This window comes from Kitasatospora sp. NPDC101157 (genome assembly GCF_044768255.1).
Classification (GTDB): Bacteria; Actinomycetota; Actinomycetes; order Streptomycetales; family Streptomycetaceae; genus Kitasatospora.
The window spans coordinates 114,324-132,880 of record NZ_JBIWPL010000024.1 but is presented as its reverse complement, the minus strand read 5'-3'; the positions used below and the strand labels follow the sequence as shown (position 1 = coordinate 132,880).

The 18,557-nt window shown below is 70.9% G+C and carries 15 protein-coding genes and 2 pseudogenes; 10 read left to right on the top strand and 7 right to left on the bottom strand.

Annotation, left to right across the window (positions count from 1 at the left end; all coding sequences use genetic code 11):
• Nucleotides 1-175 precede the first annotated feature (175 nt).
• Nucleotides 176-1,696: an ISL3 family transposase gene (locus ACIRVF_RS33960; RefSeq protein ID WP_402826637.1), complete on the top strand. Its 1,521-nt coding sequence runs from the start codon at nt 176-178 to the stop codon at nt 1,694-1,696.
• 140 nt (nt 1,697-1,836) lie between these two features.
• On the opposite strand, the gene ACIRVF_RS33955 is transcribed toward ACIRVF_RS33960, so the two are convergent.
• From ACIRVF_RS33955 to ACIRVF_RS33940, 4 genes are all read right to left on the bottom strand, one after another.
• The gene (locus ACIRVF_RS33955) at nt 1,837-2,802 is read right to left on the bottom strand and encodes a helix-turn-helix domain-containing protein (protein WP_402826634.1); all 966 of its coding nucleotides are present in this window, start codon (nt 2,800-2,802) and stop codon (nt 1,837-1,839) included.
• 62 nt (nt 2,803-2,864) lie between these two features.
• Entirely contained in the window at nt 2,865-3,425 is a 561-nt protein-coding gene (locus ACIRVF_RS33950) for a Uma2 family endonuclease (protein WP_402826631.1), read from the bottom strand.
• Nucleotides 3,426-4,162: 737 nt separating this feature from the next.
• Nucleotides 4,163-4,411: a type II toxin-antitoxin system RelE/ParE family toxin gene (locus ACIRVF_RS33945; RefSeq protein ID WP_402826628.1), complete on the bottom strand. Its 249-nt coding sequence runs from the start codon at nt 4,409-4,411 to the stop codon at nt 4,163-4,165.
• Nucleotides 4,408-4,662 carry a type II toxin-antitoxin system Phd/YefM family antitoxin gene (locus ACIRVF_RS33940; RefSeq protein WP_402826625.1) on the bottom strand — a complete coding sequence of 85 codons (255 nt, stop codon included), beginning with the start codon at nt 4,660-4,662 and terminating at the stop codon, nt 4,408-4,410. The genes ACIRVF_RS33945 and ACIRVF_RS33940 overlap by 4 nt, the downstream gene beginning before the upstream one ends.
• Before the next feature lie 333 nt (nt 4,663-4,995).
• On the opposite strand from ACIRVF_RS33940, the gene ACIRVF_RS33935 reads away from it, so the two are divergent.
• From ACIRVF_RS33935 to ACIRVF_RS33920, 4 genes and pseudogenes are all read left to right on the top strand, one after another.
• Nucleotides 4,996-6,267 carry a hypothetical protein gene (locus ACIRVF_RS33935; RefSeq protein ID WP_402826622.1) on the top strand — a complete coding sequence of 424 codons (1,272 nt, stop codon included), beginning with the start codon at nt 4,996-4,998 and terminating at the stop codon, nt 6,265-6,267.
• Nucleotides 6,268-6,482: 215 nt separating this feature from the next.
• Nucleotides 6,483-8,372, top strand: a complete 1,890-nt coding sequence (locus ACIRVF_RS33930; protein WP_402826619.1) for a hypothetical protein — start codon at nt 6,483-6,485, stop codon at nt 8,370-8,372.
• A 79-nt stretch (nt 8,373-8,451) separates the two neighbouring features.
• A pseudogene (locus ACIRVF_RS33925) lies at nt 8,452-8,745 on the top strand (ATP-binding protein); the annotation flags it as partial.
• Complete coding sequence (locus tag ACIRVF_RS33920) at nt 8,742-9,401, top strand: response regulator (protein ID WP_402826616.1); 660 nt, start codon at nt 8,742-8,744, stop codon at nt 9,399-9,401. The pseudogene ACIRVF_RS33925 and the gene ACIRVF_RS33920, both read left to right, overlap by 4 nt.
• Before the next feature lie 301 nt (nt 9,402-9,702).
• Here the strand turns inward: ACIRVF_RS33920 and ACIRVF_RS33915 are convergent, their stop codons facing one another.
• Nucleotides 9,703-10,980 carry a SpoIIE family protein phosphatase gene (locus ACIRVF_RS33915; RefSeq protein WP_402826613.1) on the bottom strand — a complete coding sequence of 426 codons (1,278 nt, stop codon included), beginning with the start codon at nt 10,978-10,980 and terminating at the stop codon, nt 9,703-9,705.
• A gap of 327 nt (nt 10,981-11,307) precedes the next feature.
• Here ACIRVF_RS33915 and ACIRVF_RS33910 point away from each other — a divergent pair, with 327 nt between their 5' ends.
• The 3 genes from ACIRVF_RS33910 (at nt 11,308) to ACIRVF_RS33900 (ending at nt 14,608) form a co-directional block, all read left to right on the top strand.
• Nucleotides 11,308-12,153: a patatin-like phospholipase family protein gene (locus ACIRVF_RS33910; RefSeq protein ID WP_402826610.1), complete on the top strand. Its 846-nt coding sequence runs from the start codon at nt 11,308-11,310 to the stop codon at nt 12,151-12,153.
• Nucleotides 12,154-12,744: 591 nt separating this feature from the next.
• Complete coding sequence (locus ACIRVF_RS33905; RefSeq protein ID WP_402826646.1) at nt 12,745-13,977, top strand: acyl-CoA thioesterase/BAAT N-terminal domain-containing protein; 1,233 nt, start codon at nt 12,745-12,747, stop codon at nt 13,975-13,977.
• 31 nt (nt 13,978-14,008) lie between these two features.
• On the top strand, nt 14,009-14,608 hold the full coding sequence (locus ACIRVF_RS33900) for a DUF1349 domain-containing protein (protein ID WP_402826607.1): 600 nt from the start codon (nt 14,009-14,011) through the stop codon (nt 14,606-14,608).
• Nucleotides 14,609-15,131: 523 nt separating this feature from the next.
• Here ACIRVF_RS33900 and ACIRVF_RS33895 read toward each other — a convergent pair.
• Nucleotides 15,132-15,683, bottom strand: coding sequence for a helix-turn-helix domain-containing protein (locus ACIRVF_RS33895; protein WP_402826604.1), 552 nt, complete (start codon nt 15,681-15,683; stop codon nt 15,132-15,134).
• Nucleotides 15,683-15,916: pseudogene (locus ACIRVF_RS33890) on the bottom strand (hypothetical protein); the annotation flags it as partial. The gene ACIRVF_RS33895 and the pseudogene ACIRVF_RS33890, both read right to left, overlap by 1 nt.
• A gap of 206 nt (nt 15,917-16,122) precedes the next feature.
• On the opposite strand from ACIRVF_RS33890, the gene istA reads away from it, so the two are divergent.
• On the top strand, nt 16,123-17,646 hold the full coding sequence (gene istA / locus ACIRVF_RS33885) for an IS21 family transposase (RefSeq protein ID WP_402826601.1): 1,524 nt from the start codon (nt 16,123-16,125) through the stop codon (nt 17,644-17,646).
• Nucleotides 17,646-18,437, top strand: a complete 792-nt coding sequence (istB, locus tag ACIRVF_RS33880; RefSeq protein WP_033257363.1) for an IS21-like element helper ATPase IstB — start codon at nt 17,646-17,648, stop codon at nt 18,435-18,437. The genes istA and istB overlap by 1 nt, the downstream gene beginning before the upstream one ends.
• The last annotated feature ends 120 nt before the right edge of the window (nt 18,438-18,557 follow it).

Genomic DNA, 18,557 nt, shown 5'->3' with positions numbered 1-18,557 from the left:
CGTTGAACGCCTTCGAGATCGCCTTCGACGGCCGTCTCTCCGCTGGCCGTCGTTAACTCAACCCAACCGAGTTACACCGTTCGCTGGACAGACCCGATTTTCGTAGCTGATGATTGTTTCAACTCGCCTGTGGTGTCGCCTGGTTGACGGTGAGACGCTGTCTGGGTGTGTTGTCATGGTGGGGGACCTGCTGCCGCAGCTGGCCGCGGTGCAGGTTGAGCGCGTGGAGGCCAGCGGGGATCTGCTGAGGATCACAGCCCGGACCAGGGATGACTTGCCGGCGACGTGCCCGTTGTGCGGGCAGTCGTCGGACTGGGTGCACTCTCGATACGAGCGGCATGTCGCAGACGAAGCGGTGGGCGGTCGGGCGGTCGTGATCGACTTATCGGTGCGCCGCCTGTACTGCGAGAACCCGGCCTGCGAGAAGGTCACCTTCGCCGAGCAGATCGACGGGCTGACCCGGCGTTACCAGCGTCGCACTCCTGCTCTGCAGAAGGTGGTCGACGCGGTCGCCGTGGCACTGGCCGGGTCGGCCGGGGCCCGCCTGCTGGGCGTGCTGCACCACGCGCTGACCTGGGCGAGCGTGCTGAACTGCTTGATGCGCATCAGCCTGCCCGCCCGGGTCGTCCCGCGGGTGCTGGGCATCGACGAATTCGCCCTGCGCCGAGGCCACCGCTACGCCACCATCCTGATCGACGCCGCCACCGGCGAGCGCATCGATGTCCTGCCGGACCGCAAGATGGAGACGGTGACCGCCTGGCTGAAGGCCCACCCCGGCATCGAGGCCGTCTGCCGGGACGGAGCCGGGGGCTTCGCCCAGGCCACCACCGACGCCGACCCCGCGATCACTCAAGTTTGCGACCGCTGGCACCTGTGGCACGGACTGGCCGAGGCTGCACAGAAGGAAATCGCAGCCCACAGCGCGTGCTGGGCCAAGGCCGGGCCGCCCCTTCGGGAAGGCACCCGCGCCGCGACCACCCGCGAGCGGTGGCAGCAGGTCCACCAGTTCCTCGAGGCCGGGGTCGGCCTGCTGGAATGCTCCCGCCGCCTGGGCCTCGCGCTGAACACTGTCAAGCGCTATGCCCGTCACACCGAGCCCGAGCGCCTGGTCCGGGCGCCCCTCTACCGGCCCACCCTGGTCGACCCCTACCGCGAGCACCTGCGCCGACGCCGGGCCGAGGACCCTGCCGTGCCCGTCACCCACCTCCTGCGCGAGATCAAGGAACTGGGCTACACCGGCAGCGCGAACCTTCTGGTCCGCTACATTAACCAGGGCCGGGTCGAGGCCGACCACGCCAGCCTCTCCCCGCGCAAGGCCGCCCGCCTCCTGCTCACCGACCCCGACCACCTGCGCGAGGACCAGCGAGTGCTGCGTGACCAACTCGCCGGAGCGTGCCCGGAGATGACTGCCCTGGCAGACGCTGTAGGCGACTTCGCCGCCCTCCTCACCCCAAAACCGGCCAACGCCGAGGCGCTGACCGGATGGATCACACGGGTCCGGGCCACGGACCTGCCGTTCCTGCACGCCTACGCCACCGGCCTCGAGCGCGACCGCGCCGGCGTCGACCACGCCCTCACCCTGCCCTGGCACAACGGCCGCACCGAGGGCGTCAACAACAAGATCAAGCTGCTCAAACGGCAGACCTACGGCCGCGCCGGACACCGCCTTCTACGCCAGCGCATCCTGCTCAGCTGACCCAGGGCCCAGGACGATCACCGACTACGAAAATCTTGTAAGAGCCGTTCGCTGGACAGACCCTAATTTGATGCCGGTGTCGGTGGCGTGCGGGTGTGATCGGCGGCCAGGAGGTTGCCGCCTGCGCTGGTTGTACGTTCCTATCGCGGGCCTGGGGCCTGGGTGAGCAGGTCGGGCAGGCGCAGCGGGCCGCGTTGGTGGGGGCCGGCTGGCGTGTTCCACAGGGCGTGGGGCCAGGGTGCGGTGAGTTCGGGGCCGCAGTTGCCGGCGCCGCGGACGTCGTCGCGGACGGCGGTGAAGCGGTGGCCGTAGCCGCCGTGCATGGTCGGTGCGGGGTAGAGGAGGTCTCCGTCGAGCAAGTAGGGCTGGCCGCAACCGCTTCCGCCACTTGCGCTGGGGGTGTCGCCGGCGCACCACAGTCCCCACTGGGCGTGGGCGCCGATGTCCGCGCACGGCCCGTCCAGCGGCTCCCGGGCAAAGGTGCCGTCCGAGGCTCCGCAGGGACAGCCGTCCTCGAACTGGTACCAGTCGATGGGCGCCTGGTCGTCGAGCTTGTCGGCGAGCCAGCCGGGGTGGATGCCGAGCGCGGCCGCGAGCTTGTCCCGCTCTGCGGGCCCGGGCCGGGAGCGTCCGGCGGCCCAGTGCCCGACCTGATGGGCCGGGACGCCGACGGAGCGGGCGAGGGCGGTCTTGTTGGTGCCCGTGGCGGCGGTCAGCAGGCGCAGCCGGCGCGGGAGCGCGCTGAGCTGGTGGACGTGCCACATCGGATGCCCGTCGATCTCCTCGCGCGAGTACTCGGTTCCCCAGGAGTCGGTCTCCTCGAGGAAGGCGATCAGGCGGCGCTGCTGCGCCTGGGCCAGCCAGGCGAGCGCCTGGGTGTCGTCGAGGCCGGCGTCGGGTGGGATTTCGCTGAGCACGGTGTCAGCGGCGTACAGCTCGCTCATCGGGTCGTCGGTGCCGGCCCCGGCCTCGAAGATGACCGCGAGGAGGCGCTGGAGAACCGCTCGCCGTGCCGTCGACTCCTCCGTGCCGCCCAGCAGGGCGCAGCAGGCGTCGAGAGCGCGCAGCAGGCGCTGTTCGGTCGGCCGGTCCCAGAACTCGAGCATCCCCTGTGTCCTTCCCGATCCCCTCGCCGGCTCGGCGGGCGGCCGGACCAGTCTGGCAGGGCCTACCGCCGCAGCGTGGCCGGATCGAGGTCGAGGGGGAACGGCTCGGTGAGGACGGCGGTTTCGCCTGCCTGGACGGGGCGGTGGGTGTAGGTGCCGTGTTCGAGGTGGCCGAGGTGGAGGCGGGGTACGGGTTCGAGTTCGAGGCGCCAGTAGTGGGGGATGCCGGCCGCGGCGTAGAGGGCGGGCTTCAGCGTCTGGTCGATGACGTGGGTGGTGGGCGAGGTGATCTCGATGGCCACCGTGATGGCGGTCGCGTCGAGCGTCGCGCCGGCGTGGGCGGCCGCGTCGGTGTCCGCGACGACCAGGTCCGGGACGAGCAGTGCGTCGGGGACGAGAACGGTCACGGCTTTCAGCACTTCGAGTGGCGCGGCGTGGGCCTCGATGGCGCCTGCCAGGAGCGCGCCGAGGCGGGAGCCGGCGCGCTGGTGCGGGATGTCCGGGTTCGGGGTCAGCAGCAGCACGCCGCCGAGGAGTTCGACGCGGTGGTGGGCGTCCTCGGGCAGGGCCAGGACGTCGTCCACGGTCCAGGGCCCGCTGTGGTGCGTGGTCGGGATGCTCACGGCCTGTCTCCTCCGGTGGCCCCTCATTGTCCTCGGGCGGGAGCGCACCGGGCCGAGGTGTCCGGCCGTCGGCGGTGACTGTTCGGCGAGTGGAACCGCTGTGGTGAGTGGGGCGCGCGGGACGTTGTCCGTGGAGAACAGGCCCGGAGGTCGGCGGGTTGGTCGGCAGGCCGACCTTGCCTTGATCGTTCTCAAGGTGGTGGCCACCAACTTGGCCCAGAACCCACCTGGGGACCAGGCTACCGAAGCCGCCGGGCTCCGGGGTTCAGAAAGAGGTCGACCCTCGGTGGCCCGGCTGTCCGGTGGGCTACCACGCGTTACCAGCACGGGTAACGCGTTTGTCCTGGGGCGGGTACAGAAATCCTGGACTCAGTGAAAAGGCCGGGGAGCAGCGCTACAGCAGCCCGCCCAGGGGCCAGAGGCGCTCGGCGAGTCGGCCACGCAGCTTGGCGTCGGTGGTGTCGGTGTCGGTGAGCCATCCCCCCCTCTGGTCCGGGCGGATCCCCATCATCGTGGATCTGGCGCACGTTGGACGGGGCGGTCGGCGACACGCCGCGCCAAACGGATCGGCGCAGGAGCCAGGGGGCTCCCTGGAGTCGGCCGAGATCGTTCCAGGCTGATCGTCCGCCCGCACGGCGACTGCGGCCGGATCCGGCGCGCGGGCCCCGAACATGATGAAGGCGGGGGAAGGCACAGGCCGCGCCTTCCCCCGGCTTCATCACGGCGGTCTCGAATAGTCAGGCGCGTCCGAGGTGGAAGACGGTGACGGTGACCGTCTGGTCGTGGACCTCGTACTGGACGCGGTAGAAACCGACCTGGATGCGGTAGATGCCACTGGCCCCGACGGTGAAGGCGCCGACCGGGCGAGGGTTGTCGGCGAGCAGGTCGACGGCCTGGAAGACCTGCTGGATCCCGGACCGGTCGCCGGCGGCGTACTTCTGCGCCACGGCCAGGGCCTCGGGCTCCCAGACGATGCTGTAGGTCACGAGGCCTCTCCGAGGACCCGGCGGCGGGCCTCGTCGTGCGGAACCCCGGGGCCGGTCTCGCCCCGGGCCTTGCGCGCCAGGTACTCGGCGGCGGCCCGGTGGTACTCCAGCTCCTCCAGCTCCGCCGGGCTGATCAGGACCGCCATGGTCTGGCCCCGGTCCGAGAGCGCGATGTGCTTCTGTTCGGCGCTGACCTGCCGCGCCAGGGCCCCCAGCTTGTTGCGGGCCTCAGTGATCGGATACGTGTCCATCCGTCGAACCTATCACTAGTGCGCACTTCCGCGCGGAACAGTGCAGTACCGCACGGCCGCGTCCTCAACCTCCCCGTTCGGCTGGCGGCGCTCTCCCGCTCTTCCCCCGCTCCCAGCAGACACCGAAGGCGGGCGCGTAACGGGGCCGCCGGGCAGTCCCGGCGGCGCGCACGGATTTGCCTGCGCCCTTTCCTGAAAAGGGGGAGGCGCAACGATTCTGCCAGAAATTGACCGGGAGGGGATATCGCCAATCCGGCCGACTTGTTCCGCATATTCGCATTCGTGTTTAGCTTCGGGAATTCTTTTGTCAGAGGTGGTTCCTACCCTCCGGCCATGGCAAATGGCGTGTACCACACCGCGTACGACATCGAGATCAACCTGACCCTGCCCGACCTCGGTCACCCCGACCGGCCTGGGCTCCTGCGGGAGATCACCACTCCGATCGACCAGCGCGAACGTGAGCTTCTCGAGTGTCTGGAGCATCACCGCGAGGGCTTGTGCCAATCCGAGGAAGAGGGCCGATCCCCGTGGATGGCGATCCGACGCCGAACTGTCGGCGACGTGACGACGTGGGTGGCCGCTCACCTGCCGGTCCGCAGTGTCGCGACGTCCGAGGAAAGCGACAAACACAAGGCGATGAAGGAACGCATCGCGCGGGTGGCGGAGAAAAACGGCCTGCGGGCGGAGGTCGAGGCGCGGGCAACGGACGGGCGGATCCGCACCGACGTCCTCGTCACCGGCGATGCCGGCCGGATCGGTTGGGAAGCCCAGTACTCGCCGATCAGTGCCGAGACGGTCCGCCGCCGCTCGCGGGCGGCCGCTGATCACGAGATTGTCCCGTTGTGGGTGACCAACAGCACCGAGTCTGCCGTCATCGAGCGGGCGCCGTGGGCCCGCGTCGACGACTTCAGCTGGAAGGAGATCGCTTCGGCCACCGCGATGATCGTGCGCGGCGGGGTTCGTCACCTGCAGCAGTGGAAGTGCCTGCGCAGTAGTGAGCGGCCCTGCCCTGTGAACGGCAGCTTCTGCGGCCTCTTCCACGCCCAGTGGGACCTGGCTGCGCTGTGCCTGCCGGCCAAGCCGCCCACCGAGGTCGACGCCCTGGTCGTCGCGAGCGCGGACGGTGAGCTCGTGCCCGTGCGCGTCGCCGGGCAGCGCGACCCGCGCGCTGTCTCCCGCATGTGGGTGCCCGCCGCGGACCGGGACCGGTGGCACGACATGTACGGCGACCCGGACGAGGACAAGTCGGACGCCCAGCAGCCCGTGGACAACGACATCACCTACACCCACCAGGACCTCGATCCCACGTGCCGGTACGGCGACGAGGTTTTCGTTCCCCGCCCAACCCCTCGGCCTCGGCGCGACACCCCAGCCAGCACCGGCCTGCACACCTTCGCCGAGGTCCCTCGGCGGCTGTTCACCGTTCCCAGGCAGGACCACCGCCTAGAGGCCACCGAGGCCCAGCGCCGCGCCACCGCCCTCACCCAGGGCTGCGAGCCCTGGCAGATCGGCCCGTGCGCCGGCTGCGGCGCACCGATCCACCGGTATGGCGACGGCGGAATCCACGCCTGCGAAACGTGCCGCGCGAGGGTCGCCGGGCGGTGAGGAACAGCATGGTAGTGCCGCGTTCGCTCGGTTCGCCCTGCGAGACGGTCCAGTAGGCGTGGGGCGCACTAACGGTGACAGCGGGTCAATCGGGCGCCCGGGATGCCGCTCGATGGGCTGCCGTTGCCGGTCGTCCCGTGCCGCGGGACAGGGGCTGCTCGTTGCCTTCGCTGGTTGCGCTGCGAGGTGCGGTGCCGCGATGCGTGGGGGGCCGTATGCCCGGCAAGTTCAGGATGGTCCGGCAGGAATTCCTGATCGACGGGGTCTGGGACGGCCGCAGCCACGACGCGGTACTGCGGCAGTTCCGGGCGGGCATCGGGGCCGGGTGCAGCACGGCCGCGGAGTCGGCCTTCGCCGCTCTGGGCGCGACCGGTCCGGTGCTGACCGGAGTGATCGTCGACCAGGTCAAGGCGATCCGGGACACCGTGGAGGTCGACTCCGGGACCTGGACGGTCACTCTCGACCTGGCCGGCAAGGAGGTCGAGTTCCTCAACACCGCGACCGGCGAGGTGCGGATCCTGCCGGTGAAGCCCGAGGGCGGTGAGCAGAGCGCCGGTTCCTTCACGCTGGAGCTGATGGGCATCCCGTCGGTGGAGACGCCTCGGGGCCGCGTGACCATCGACAGTGTCATGGCGCTGCTGTACCTCCAGCAGGCATACGCGGGGCTGCGGGCCTTCGGCGGCGCGAACGCGCAGGACCTGGCAGTCACCATCGAGGTCGTCTTCGGGCTCCTGGACGAGAAGGCCGCCAAGCTGAAGGCGCAGGCCGCGGCGGCCGGCCGCAGGGCGACCCGCGCGGCGTCGGAACTGCGCAAGGCCAACGAGCAGCGCCTTTCCTACGGGCTGCCGACCGCGGCCGACCTGGACACGCAGGCCGCCGCAGCCGCCAAGACCGCGGACACGGCGGCCGCCGAGGGGCAGCGCCTGCGCGGTGAGCTTGAGCAGCACCGCGGAGTGCTGACCGGCCGCGTGCAAGAGGCGGGGCGGGCCCAGACGGGCATGGTGGAAGCCGCCGCGGCGTGCGACCGGACCCAGCAAGCGCTGGGCCCGTTGTACGAGAAGCGGGGCCTGGCCCGCCAGACGCTGCAGCGCGCACAGGAACGGCTGCGGCCCATCACGCACTGCCCGGAGTGCGAGCAAAAGCTGCAGGGCCGCAACGGGCCTGGCCCCGTCTGCCCGCTGTGCGGCCAGCCCGATGCGGGCCGCGATGCCCGCATGGCGCGCCTGGCGAAGGAGCTGGAAGCCGCTGAGAAGGCGGCCGCCGCCACCGACGAGTCGCTGAAGGCCGGGAGCGTGGCGGTCGAGAGGGCGGTTGCGGCCCGGCGCCAGGCGGAGGAGGAGGCCCGCCGCGCCGCCGGCCGGGCCGAGGCCTACCGGGTGGCGGAGATCGCCCCGCGGGAAACGGCGCTGGCGCAGGCCGGCGCGGCCGAGCGCGAGGCGAGGGCCAGGTGGGCCGCCGCCCGCGAGCGGCGCAAGGAACTCGCCCGGATTCAAGAACTTGAGCGCGAGGCCGGGCAGGCGAAGGAAGAAGCCCAGCAGGCGCAGGACGCCTGGGCCGCCGCCGAGGGCGACGCCCAGGAACGCCGCGCCAAGATGGCCGCCGACCTGTCTCTGCTGTTCGCCGAAAAGCTGATGGCGATGGCGCCGGACAAGGTCCGCAGCGCCAGCCTCGACCCGAAAACGTTCAACCCCCGGGTCAACGGCCGCCCGCTGCGCCGTCTGGCCCGCTCCGCCGGTCTGATCAGCATCGCCAACACCGCCCTGCACCTGACGCTGCTCGAGGCCGCCGCGACGATGCCGGACGTGCTGCTGCCCGCCTTCCAATGGGTCGACGCTCCACTGGACGGAATTGGCGGCGGCCCGCAAGGTGAACGCCTGGTCGCCGCGGCCCTCCAGGTACTCGCCGACACCACCCGCCCCGGCGCGCAGGTCATCCTCTCCACCCCACAGGACCTGGTCGCCGTGCCGGGGACGGTGACCACCGATCTGGACAGCGACAACCGCTTCATCCCGCACGCCCGCCCCGAGACCGACGCGGCCGGCGGCCTGGACCACGTCCCCGCGCAGTCGTCAGCACGAGACGAGACGGACAGCCTTGTCGACTGACACCCAGACGGTGGCGCTGGATCTCGGCATCGACGACTTCATGCTCGTCCACACCAGCCAGCAGCGGGTCGACCCCTAGACCGGCGGCGCCGACCTCGTCGCCTACCGAGTGGTGCAGGAAGCCCTGACCAACGCCCTCAAACACGCCCACGGCAGCCACACGACCGTGCTGGTACGGCACGGCGAAAGGGAGATCCTCGTGGAGGTCACCACGGACGGAACCGGCACCCCCACCGCCACCGGCGGCAGCGGACGGGGCCTGGCCGGGCTGCGCGAACGCGTCGGCGTCCTCGGGGGTGACTTCGACGCGGTCGCCGGCACGGACGGCGGCTACACCGTACGGGCGCGCATCCCCACCGGCAGCGGCTCGTGAACGTACCGATCCGAGTCCTGGTCTGCGACGACCAGGCGCTGATCCGCACCGGCCTGGTCACCATCATCGGCGCGCAGCCCGACATGGAGGTGGCGGGCGAATGCGCGGACGGGCGGACCGGAGTCGAACTCGCCCGTGACGCCCGGCCCGACGTCGTCGTGATGGACATCCGCATGCCCGTCCTGAACGGCATCGAGGCCACCCGCCTGCTGGCCGGCGCCGGAGTCCCGCACCCCGTCAAGGTCCTCGTGGTGACCACGTTCAACCTGGACGAGTACGTCTACGAGGCCCTGCGCGCCGGCGCCAGCGGCTTCCTCCTCAAGGACGCGCCGCCGGACCGGCTGCTGCACGGCATACGTACGGTGGGCACCGGCGCCGCCCTCCTCGACCCCGAGGTGACCCGCCAGCTCGTCGGCCGCTACGCCACTCGCATCCGCCCCAGCGTGAACACCGCGGGCGCCGTCCTGCTCACCCCCCGCGAACTGGAAGTCCTCCGCCTCATCGCGGACGGCCTCTCCAACGGCGAGATCGCCGCGGCCCTGGTCATCAGCCAGGAGACCGTCAAGACCTTCGTCTCCCGCATCCTCGCCAAACTCCAGCTCCGCGACCGGGTCCAGGCCGTCGTCTACGCCTACCGCCACGGCCTGGTGACCTGACGCCGAAAGCGAACGGCCACAATTCAGCAGGCGAATCGACGCCGAGGTGATCCGTCGACGTCCCGGGCGGCGCGGGGCAACCAGTCGTGGGCGGAGTCGCGGTCGGGCACCAGCGTGGCGTCGACGCCGTCCTCCACTGCCCACATCTGTACGAGTCGGGCCTCCCGGCCCCCGGCCGCGATCGGGTGGACGGGCGCGCGCGGCGCCGGGCTCGGTCTTCAGGGGGCAACGATCGGCGGCCACGAAGTCGGGACCGAAGACCGCGTCATCCGGTTCTTGCACGAGCGCCGTTCCTGAAGTCTCAGAGGCGGACGACGACGAGGGCGATGTCGTCACGGGCGCCGTGGCTGACGCCCATGCGGGCGAGGAGGGTGTCGGCGAGGCGCTCAGGAGCAAGCGTTGTGCAGCACTGGGTCAGGGTGTCGGTGAGGCGCTCCAGGCCGGTGTCGATGTCCTCGTCGCGGCGTTCGATGAGGCCGTCGGTGTAGAGCACGAGGGTGTCGCCGTGGTGGTAAGCGGTGCCGGTCTGGGGGCGGGGGACGTGTTCGGGCCGGGCGCCCAGGGGCGGATCGGTGGCCTGGTCGAGGAGCTGGCAGGTGCCGTCGCGGCCCACCAGGACCGGCGGAGGGTGGCCGGCGCTGGAGTAGACGATCAGGCGCGCGCGCGTGTCGACCAGGGCGGTGAACGCCGTCGCGCCGAGCGCGCCTTCGACGGAGCGGGCGTACAGGCCCAGGACCTCCAGGGCCTGGGCGGGGCCGGCCACGGCCCGGCTGGCCGCGGACAGGGCGCTGCGCAGCATGCCCATGACGGTGGCGGCTTCCAGGCCGTGGCCGACGACGTCGCCGACCGCGACGGTGAACCGGCCGTCGGGCAGGTCCACGGCGTCGTACCAGTCGCCGCACACGTTCAGTGAGCCGATGGCGGGCAGGTAGCGCACCGCCACGTCCCGGTGACGGGCCAGGTCCGGGGAGTGCAGCATCGCCTCCTGCAGGGTGATGGCGACCTGCCGCTCGCGGGCGTGCGCGGCGCGCAGCTCCTCGTTCAGGCGCTGCAGCTCCCTGGCGCGGGCGTACAGCTCGGCCTCCATGCCCTCCTCGCCCTCGGCTATCGGCCCGACGGTGTCCGGCCGACCGTGTCGGCGGGCGCGGATGAAGGCGGTCACGTCCTCGACCCGGTGGATGACCCATGCCACCTGACCGTCGGCGCCGAACACGGGTGTGTTGACCGGGGACCACCAGCGTTCCTCGAAGGCGCCCGGCTGCCCCGCGATCGGGATGTCGTACTTCTGCACCGCCATCGTGTCCGGCTCCCGGCTCGCCAAGACCCGCTCCAGGGAGGCCGACAGATTCCGCACCCCGTCCGCATCCCGGTCGGCGGGGTTGTCGGGAAAGGCGTCGAAGAGGTACTGCCCGAGCAGGTCCTCACGCGTGCGGCCGGTCACCCGGCAGTACGCCTCGTTGACACCGACGATCGTCAGGCCCGGGTTGATCACCAGGTACGGGCTGGGAGTGGCGGCGAACAGCGCAGCGAAGTCGACCTCCCCCGCAGTCCCCTGCCGCCCGGCCGCGGGTATACCCATTCCTCCAATCTACGAGGCCACCAGCATCCACGCCCGGTTGCACTCAGCACCGGACTCGCCAGGCATTTGGCCGGGTCCCTGGGGCCCGCACGGGGGGCGGAGCGGGGCCGAGTACTCCGAAGCCGCTCCGAGCCACGACGGGTGGTGGACCGTGTTTACCGAAGGCGCCGACCACCATCAGGTGGTCGGCGCCTTCGCCGTGCCGGGCGTGCCTTGGTATTCGGGTCGGCGCCTGCTGGTCCGGCCTGGCCCTGCGGGTGTACTGTCGCATCGACATGAAACGGGGATCAGTCCCCATTTCTTGCGGGTCGGGGGAGAGGAATCACCATGAACCAGGCGGCACTGGTACTGGGCGGCGGCGGACCGGTCGGTGGTGCGTGGCTGACCGGTGTAGTCGCGGGCCTGGCCGACGGCGGGATCGACCTGATGGCTGCCCACACCGTCATCGGTACGTCGGCGGGAGCCGTTTTCGGGGCCCGCCTCGCCAGCGGCGAACCCGCCCGCGAGCTGTACGAACGCCAACTGGCGGACCTCGACCGGGTCGAGATGGACATCACCGCCATACAGACCCTGCGCTTCCTGTGGGCGGCCCTCGCCACCCGCGACCCGGAACGCTCGGTCCGCCGCCTGGGCCACGCTGCCCTGACAGCGCGCACCGCCCCCGCCCAGGACCTCCACGCAACCGTGCGCACCCTGCTGCGGGGTGCCACCGCCTGGCCCGCGCAAGCACTGCGAATCACCGCCGTGGACGCGCAGACCGGAAGCGTCGAGGCCTTCGACGCCGGCTCCGCGCTCGACCTCGCGGACGCGGTCGCCGCCAGCTGTGCCGTCCCTCTGGTGTGGCCTCCGACCGCTGCCCTCGAGCGGCGGTGGATCGACGGCGGCACCCGTTCCACCGGCAACCTCCAGCTGGCCACCGGCCACCGGCAGGTGCTGGCCGTCTCACCTGTCCCCACCGCCATCGGGCCGCATCCCAGTGCCCAACAGCAGGCGGCGCAGCTGCGCGCCGCCGGCGCGCACGTCACCCTGATCACCCCGGATGCCGACGCCCGCCGCGCGATGGGACGCGACCTGACCGCCAACGCCCGCCGCCCGGCCGCCGCCCGGGCCGGACACCGGCAGGGCACGGACCTCGCCGCCTCGGTCGCCCGCGCCTGGCCGTCCAGCGCCTGAACCATGCTGCGCGCCGACATCCTTGCCGTGCTCGGCGTCCTCAAGGTCGCCACCGCCGACCAGCGCCAGCGACTACTGCGCCCCGGGACGACTCGCACGACTCACCACTCGGGCCTGACCCCCAGCCGTACCCGCGGGGACTCCTTGAGCCGCATCGCTGATCCTAGACGCGTTAGTTGGATCCAGCGCTTGCCCCGACCAATCCCGCCTCGGTACAGCCGCTGTGCCGGGCCAAGGCGCGGCCTTGCTCAACCCGACCTGACCGGCATGGACCGCCACACCGCGATCCACTGGGTTGCGTACGCCCGACGCGACTGGGCCGACTGCATCGCCGCCCGGACGGCGGACCAGCAAGAGGAGGCCGAACGGTGATCGCCAAGACAGTCATCCGACGCGACATCAGCTGCTGAGAACTGCTGATCACTTCGCGGAGACCCGCTGGCTCCAGCGATTAGAGGCGGGCATGTCGCAGCACTGTCCAGTGAATAGCGAAGACCCTGGCGGGTTAACCGACGAGACGATTGAATAATCTTGCTGAAACTTGCAACGGGGTGGGTCGTGGGGGATCGGATACGGGGCTGGGCACGCGCCATGGCCGCGCTCGCCCTCGTCAGCGTTGGAACGACAGGCTGCTCAGAAGACCCGAGCAGCCGTGCGGTGATTGAGGTGGACGCGCCAGCAGCATTGGCGGACCAAGCGGTACACATACGGATCGCCGGACTGTCGCCCGGCGAGGATGTCACCGTCAATTCACAGACGGTGGACGCGCGGGGCCAGCAGTGGCACGGACAGGCCACCTTCCGGGCGGACGCCCACGGCCTCGTCGTCCTGGACACGGCCCCTCCGACCTCCGGCACCTACCAGAGCGCGGATGGCATGGGCCTGTTCTGGTCGATGAAGCCCCAGACCGGCGATCCCGAGCGCACGTCCTTCTTCCCGCCCGTCTCGCCGCAGCACACCTACGACGTCACGCTCACAGCCGCGGCACACGGACACCAGCTCGCCTCCCGGACGCTGACCCGTGAATGGTTCAAAGCCGGCGTGACCAGCAAGAAACTCACCCTCGCGGCCGACAAGGTCTCCGGGGAACTGTTCCTCCCAGCCCCCGGCACCCCGCGCCACCCGGCCGTGCTCGTCTTCGGCGGCTCGGAAGGGGGAAACAGCGAGGCACCTGCCGCGGCCCTGCTCGCCTCGCACGGCTACCCAGCCCTGGCACTCGGCTACTTCGGCCTCCCCGGCCTCCCCGACGCCCTGGAGAACATCCCCCTGGAGTACTTCACCGCCGCGGCCAGCCTGCTGGCCGCGCAGACCGAGGTCGACCCCAGCCACATCCTGGCGATGGGCTACTCACGAGGCAGCGAGGCGGCCCTGCTCCTCGCCGACGACTACCCCGATCTCATCCACGGCGCGGTCATCTACTCTCCGTCCGCCCAGGTCAACGGCGGGTTCCCGGCCCACGGCACCACGGCCTGGACCAAGGACGGCAAGGCCATCGCCCAGGGCCCCATACCGCTCGACCACGTCAGCGGCCCCGTCATGACCATCGCCGGCGCCGACGACCAGCTATGGACCTCGCCTCTGTGGGCCCGGCAGATCGTCCAGGAACTCGACACCGACCACGACCCATGCCCGCACCAGGCACTGATCTTCCCGAACGCCGGACACGGAGTCGGCACCTACCCCTACCTCGCAGCCGGCACCCGTCCAGTCCACCCAGTGACCGGCAGAGAGATCAACCTCGGCGGCACCCGCGCGGGCAACGCCGCCGCTCAAGAGGCAGGCTGGCCCAAGGTCCTGGCACTCCTCGCCTCCCTCGACCGCTAAGCAATTCGAACAGTCTGATGAAAGAAGGCATATGGACGGGCAGCGCGCAATCGACTGGTCCCAAGCAGCCTGGCTCAATCCGCCACTCGAAGTAGAAGCCGACGCGGCGGGGCTGCTGGTGACGACCCGGAACCGGAGCGACTTCTGGCGCACCACGAGCTACGGCTTCGTGCGGGACGACGGGCACGCCCTCCTGACGGAGCTGCCCACCGGGTCCGCCATCGACGTGACCTTCGCGGCGCAGCTCGACGCGTTGTACGACCAGGCGGGGGTCATGATCCGCGTGGACGAGCAGACGTGGATCAAAGCCGGGGTGGAGATGACGGACGGTGTTCCGCATTTGGGCGCCGTGGTCACCCGCGGCCAGTCGGACTGGTCCATGGCGCCTGTCCCCGAGTGGGCCGGGCGCCAGGTCACCGTCCGGGCCAGTCGTGACGGCGATGCGGTGACCATCCGGGCGCGCTGCGAGGAGGGATCCTGGCGCATGGTCCGATTGGCGCCTCTTGCGCCGAACGCGGCGGCATCGGCCGGACCGTTCTGCTGTTCCCCGCAGCGAGAGGGACTGCGGGTGCGATTCACCCGGTTCGTTTCGGGGCCAGCGGACGCGTCGCTCCACGACCTTCAGGCCTGACGCCGGGCCGACGACACTACGGCCGAGGCGAGCAGGCGCCGGACGCTGGCGGCGGGCGCCGAACTCCACGAGGTTACTGACGCTGCGGATCATCAGGGCGGCGCAGTGGTTGATTGCGGCCGGCGCCACTGTCAGATCGGGGGCTCGCGCGCACTGGCGAACCGAAGTCCTCCGCCCTCACAAACAGTTCCGACACCGCTGACCAGGAGCGGCGCTACCTGAGATGTGCCTGATCAGCTGTTATCGGGGAGGAACTGCCGCCAGGTGGTGAGCTGGGCGATCGTGCGTCCAGCAGCGCACAGGCCAGGAGGTGCGGCCGCTTTCCAGCGCGGCGACGAAGGAGTACGGCCAGCCGGGGAAGAACTGGTCGGCGCTGCGCCCGCGCCCATAGACGTGGCAAGGCGCGCAAGAGCGCAGACCGGAGCGCCTGTCAGGACTCCTGGTACCCGACTGACAACGGCTCCTGCTACCGCTCCCGGCCTGGCGCGATGCCCTCGCAGCCGAGGGCATCGCGCACAATTTTCTATGGGTCGTTGCAACACGTGAATGCGCTCTCCACGACGGCATCACGCTCTCCGCTCGATCGGCTTCTCCCTTGAGTTGTCAAGGGTCTTGACCATCTGATCGGTGCCGTCGTTCCAGCCCTGTCAGCCCGATCGCCGGTCCGATAGCGCCGCCACCGACTCCGCGACGCGCGCCGCGCCGTCCTCCCGAGCCATCGCGCGGGCCGCCGCCTCCGCCCGCTCCCGGGACGACCGGTCCTCGACGGCCTGTCGGATGGCCTCGCCCAGCCGGGCCGCAGCTTCGCCAGGCGCGGGCGCCTCACGCGCTCCTCGGCGCGGTGGTGGGCCAGGTCCGCGTCGTAGATGCCCTGGTCGTGGGCGAGGGTGTTGCGCCGGAGCTCGCGGCTGACGGTCGACGGAGACCTGCCCAGGCGTCCGGCGATCTCCCGTATGCCCAGGCCGCGTTCGCGCAGCGTCGCGATCCTCTTGCGCTCCAGCAGGGACAGGTATCGGTCGGACCGGGACGGCTCGGGCAGCCGTTCCGGCGGCAGGCCGCCGTTCTCCGCCGCCACCGGTAACCGGTCTTCCTGCCGATCCCGAGCTGCTTGCACGCCTCGACCGTGCCCACCCCGGACTGCAGCAAGCGCCAGGCGGCCAGCCTCGAGACACCACGCTTGTTGCAGGCGCTATCGTCGTCCCGAACGCCTCTGATTCGACCCCAACCTCGGGGGCCCCGGTCGAGGTTCAGCGGCACAGGCCGGCTGTGGCGGGGTTGACGAGACCCCCTGTCGCGTGGGTGCTGCATCGCTTACCTGGAAGTGAGCACTTCAGCTCGCGGATGAGCGGTTGAGTTGGCGGGCTGGGCGGTCAGTGCCGAGGGCTGACGGCGGCCGTGACATCCTCCCCGTGGGCGGCCATATAGCGCCCCACTGATGGCCACGGGTTTCCCCGCGTATGGCCAGATATCTCCCCGCTCGCCCGATTGGTTCCCGCTCGGCGACGCTGGAGCGGGTGAAGAACAGCAGGGAGATCATGGAGATCCTGGAGGCGTACGACCTCACAGGCAGTTACCGTGCTGCGGCCGAGTTGGCCGGGTGCGACCACCACACGGTGGCCCGGTACGTGAAGATGCGCGAGGCCGGGCACGAGCCGGGCCAGCGCCGGCACCGCGCTCGGGCGATCGACGACTACCTTCCGAAGATCGAGGAGCTGGTGGTCCGCTCGCAGGGCCGCATCCGCGCGGACGTGGTGCACCGGCGCCTGGTCGCGATGGGCTTCACAGGCGGGGAACGCACCACCCGCCGCACGGTCGCCGAGGCGAAAGCCCAGTTCAGGGCCGGTCAGCGGCGCGTCTACCGGCCGTGGGTGACCGAGCCGGGGCTCTGGCTGCAGTACGACTTCGGCGACGGGCCGGTGATCAAGGGCCGCAAGACCACGCTGTTCTGCGCGTGGCTGGCCTGGTCCCGGTTCCGGGTCGTGATCCCGATCTGGGACAAGACCCTGCCGACGGTCACCGCCTGTCTGGACACCACGCTGCGGCGGATCGGCGGCGTGCCGGCCTACGTGCTGACCGACAACGAGAAGACGGTGACCACCGACCACGTCGCCGGGATCGCGGTCCGCAATCCGGAGATCGTGGAGGTCGCCCGGCACTACGGCACGACCATCCGTACTTGCGTGCCGGCCGATCCGGAGTCCAAGGGCGGCTCGGAGGCGACGGTTCGCATCGCCAAGGCCGACCTGGTGCCCAAGGATGTGAACCTGCGCGAGGAGTTCCGCACCTTCGGTGAACTCGAGGCGGCCTGCCGCCAGTTCTGCGACGAGGTCAACTCCCGCACCCACCGCGAGACCCGGCGCAAGCCCGTCGAGCGGCTGGCGGAGGAGCGGCAGCGGCTGCACCCGCTGCCCAGGCAGCCGTTCACCGCGGCGTTCGGCACGACCCGCAGGGTCAACTGGGACGCGACGATCTCGGTCGAGGCGGTGCGCTACTCGGTTCCACACGAGCTGATCGACACCCGGGTCTGGGCCCGCTTCCACGGCGAGGAGCTGATCGTCACCGCGGTCGACGGCAGCGGGACCGCCCGCGAGGTCGCCCGCCATCGGATGGGCAAGCCGGGCTCGCCGGTACTGGACGACGCGCACTACCCGCCGCGCGAGAACAAGGAAGCCGACCGCACGCCGAAGGCGACCAGCGTCGAGGAGGCCGCCTTCCTCCAGCTCGGGCCCGGCGCCGCCAGCTGGCTGGTGGAGGCCGCCGCGGCCGGCACCCGGCGGATGAAGGCGAAGATGGCCCAGGCCGTCGCCCTCGCCAAGCTCTTCTCCGCCGACGAGGTCGATCGGGCGCTGGGCACCGCGGCGGTCACCGGCCGCTTCGCGGACAAGGACCTGCTCTCGATCCTCGACTACCAGTCCGTCCACGGACAGGCCGAACCCACCCGCCGCAGCGAGGAGCACTCGCTCCAGCCGGGCACCTCCGCCTGGTCCTCCTTCGGCGTCAACGCTCTGCTCGACCACAACGAAAGCGACCCGTCCTGATGGCCACCCCGCTCCGCACCGTCCACGGCACCAACGGCGATCCGCTGGCCGAGGCCATCGAACTGACCAAGCGGCTCAAGCTCCCGCACATCCGCCGCTCGCTGCCCGACATCATCCCCACTGCCAAGGCCCAACGCTGGGATCCGGCTGAGGTGGTGAGGGTCCTGCTCTCGGAGGAGGCCGCCGGCCGCGACCGGGCGAACCTGCACACCCGCCGCAAGCGGGCCGGCTTCCCGACCGGCAAGACCTTCGGCGACTGGGACGAGACCGCCTCCGCGATCCCCAGGCACACCCAGGACGCGCTCAAATCCCTTGAATGGGTGGGCCGTCGGGAGAATCTCTGCGTCTGCGGCCCGTCCGGCACCGGCAAGAGCCACTTCACCGAGGCGCTCGGCCAGGCCGCGGTCGAGTCCGGCATGACCGTCGCCTGGTTCACCATCGAGGACCTCGGCGCACTCGTCCGCAGGCACCGCGCGGACGACTCGATCGCCCGCGCGCTCGCCAGGATCATCCGCTCGGACCTGATCCTGGTGGACGACATAGGCCTGCTGCCCGTCTCCCCGGACGCCGCCGAAGGCTTCTACCGGCTGGTCGATGCCGCTTACGAGCGCCGCTCGATCGCGGTCAGCAGCAACCTCCACCCGTCCGGGTTCGACGAGATCATGCCGAAGACCCTGGCCACCGCCACGGTCGACCGGCTCATGCACCACGCCCACATCGTCGTCACCCAGGGTGACAGCTACCGGCTCACCCAGGCCACCACCGGCAAGGGGGTGAAGCCCTTCAGCTGACCGAGTCCACACGACGGTGGGGAGTTATCTGGCCGCCGTCGGGGACATCCAGCTGGCCGCCAGCGGGGCAGATCCCTGGCCGCCTGCGGGGCGAACTACATGGCCGTTGACAGAGGGCCG